Here is a 2,058-nt window from a genome sequence, read left to right as displayed (position 1 = left end):
CGCTCCCGCGCCTCCTTGCGGGAGACCCCCCGGTGCGCCCGGAACATCTCCCCCAGCTGGTAGCCGACGCTGAGCACCGGGTTCAGCGCGGACAGTGCGTCCTGGAAGATCATCGCGATGTGCCCGCCCCGGATGGAGCGCCGGGCGTCGGCCTTCATGGTCAGCAGGTCCTCGCCGCGGAACAGGATCCGCCCCGAGGTGATCCGCCCCGGCGGCATGTCCAGAATGCCCATGACCGCCTGCGCCGTCACCGACTTGCCCGAGCCGGACTCCCCCAGCACCGCCAGCGTCTCCCCCGCCGCGACGGAGTAGCTCACCCCGTTGACGGCCCTGGCGACGCCGTCCCGGGTGTGGAACTCCACATGCAGGTCGTCGACCTCCAGCAGCGGCGTCCCGGGCTCCACGTTCCCCCGGCCGCCGCCGATCACCTCCACCGCGTCCATCAGAGCAGCCCTCCTCGGCGCCGCGGCACCCACCGCAGGGCGCAGAGCAACTATCAAGGAGCGGACCGCACTTGGCGAGCCTGCGGCAGATCTCTTTTCCGTCACGGCAAAGGGCGCGCCCCCACCTGCGGGGACGCGCCCTGGTGACGGCCCACCTCAGCCGGAGCCCTGCTCGGCCCCTCGTTCCGCCGCGAAGTGGCACGCCGAGTCGTGCCGCGCCGCCCCGTCCAGCCAGGACGGCGCGGCCAGCAGCGGCTCCTCGACCTCGCACCGGTGCTGTGCCTTCCAGCAGCGGGTGCGGAAGCGGCAGCCGGAGGGCGGGTTGGCCGGCGAGGGCACGTCGCCGACGAGCACGATCCGGTCCCGGCTCTCCCGCGCCCTCGGGTCCGGCACCGGCACCGCGGAGAGCAGCGCCTGGGTGTACGGGTGGGTGGCGTGGTCGTAGATCTCCGCGTCGCTGCCGATCTCGACCAGCTTCCCCAGGTACATCACCCCGACCCGGTCGGAGATGTGCCGGACGATGGAGAGGTCGTGCGCGATGAACATGTACGACAGGTTGAACTCGCCCTGCAGCTGCTCCAGCAGGTTGATCACCTGCGCCTGGACGGACACGTCGAGCGCGGAGACCGGCTCGTCGCAGATGATGATCTCGGGCTTGAGCGCCAGCCCCCGGGCGATGCCGATGCGCTGGCGCTGGCCGCCGGAGAACTGGTGCGGGTACCGGTTGATGTACTCCGGATTGAGCCCGACCACGTCCAGCAGGTCCCGGACGGCCTTGCGCCGGTCCCCCTTCGGCGCCACCTCGGGGTGGATCTCGAACGGCTCGCCGATGATGTCGCCGACCGTCATGCGCGGGTTGAGCGAGGTGTACGGGTCCTGGAACACCATCTGGATGTTCCGGCGGACGGCCTTCAGGCCCGCCCCGGTGAGCCGGGAGATCTCCTCCCCCTTGTAGCGGACCGATCCCGAGGTGGCCGGCTCCAGGTTCATCAGCACCTTGGCCAGCGTGGACTTCCCGCAGCCGGACTCGCCGACGATCCCGAGCGTCTCGCCCTGCATCAGGTCGAAGCCGACCCCGTCGACCGCCTTCACCGCGCCGACCTGCTTCTTGAACAGGACGCCCTTGGTGAGCGGGAAGTGCTTGACCAGCTCCCGGACTTCGAGGATCGGCTCGCCGCGCGGCACCTCCTGCTCGAAGGCGACCTCCTCCGGCACCACCGCGCCCAGCGCGCTCGCCCCGTCAACGGTCATGGAGGGTCTCCTTCCAGAAGAAGCACGCGCTGCCGCGGCCTTCCAGCGGCGTCCCGTCCTCCTCGGTGACCGGGAACAGCTCCGGCACCTCGCTCCGGCAGACGTCCTGGGCGCGCGGACAGCGGGGGTTGAAGGCGCAGCCCGCGGGGATGCGCAGCAGGTTGGGCGGCAGGCCCTTGATCGCGTAGAGCTCCTGGCCCTTCTGGTCGAGGCGGGGGATGGAGTCCAGCAGTCCCCTGGTGTACGGGTGCGCGGGCCGGGCGTACAGCTCGTGCACGGGGGCGGTCTCGACGATCCGGCCCGCGTACATCACGGCGATCTTGTCCGCGACGTCGGCGACCACGCCGAGGTCGTGGGTGATCAG

General features: G+C 71.0%; 3 protein-coding genes. All 3 read right to left on the bottom strand.

The features are described from left to right. Window positions 1-443: ATP-binding cassette domain-containing protein (locus ABZ449_RS42050; protein WP_360357437.1), on the bottom strand; the 443-nt coding region annotated here is incomplete at its 3' end. A gap of 156 nt (window positions 444-599) precedes the next feature. Beyond that, window positions 600-1,694, bottom strand: a complete 1,095-nt coding sequence (locus tag ABZ449_RS42045) for a dipeptide ABC transporter ATP-binding protein (RefSeq protein ID WP_360357435.1) — start codon at window positions 1,692-1,694, stop codon at window positions 600-602. Continuing rightward, a partial coding sequence (locus tag ABZ449_RS42040; protein ID WP_360357432.1) for an oligopeptide/dipeptide ABC transporter ATP-binding protein occupies window positions 1,684-2,058 on the bottom strand: 375 nt, incomplete at its 5' end. The genes ABZ449_RS42040 and ABZ449_RS42045, both read right to left, overlap by 11 nt.

The organism is Kitasatospora sp. NPDC005856, from assembly GCF_040629945.1.
Taxonomy (GTDB): Bacteria; Actinomycetota; Actinomycetes; order Streptomycetales; family Streptomycetaceae; genus Kitasatospora.
The sequence above is the reverse complement of the archived record's forward strand: the minus strand, read 5'-3'. Positions and strand labels throughout refer to the sequence as shown.

Coding starts and splice junctions, on each gene's coding strand:
- ABZ449_RS42045 (WP_360357435.1), bottom strand. CDS start 1,694: ATGACCGTTGACGGGGCGAGCGCGCTGGGCGCGGTGGTGCCGGAGGAG.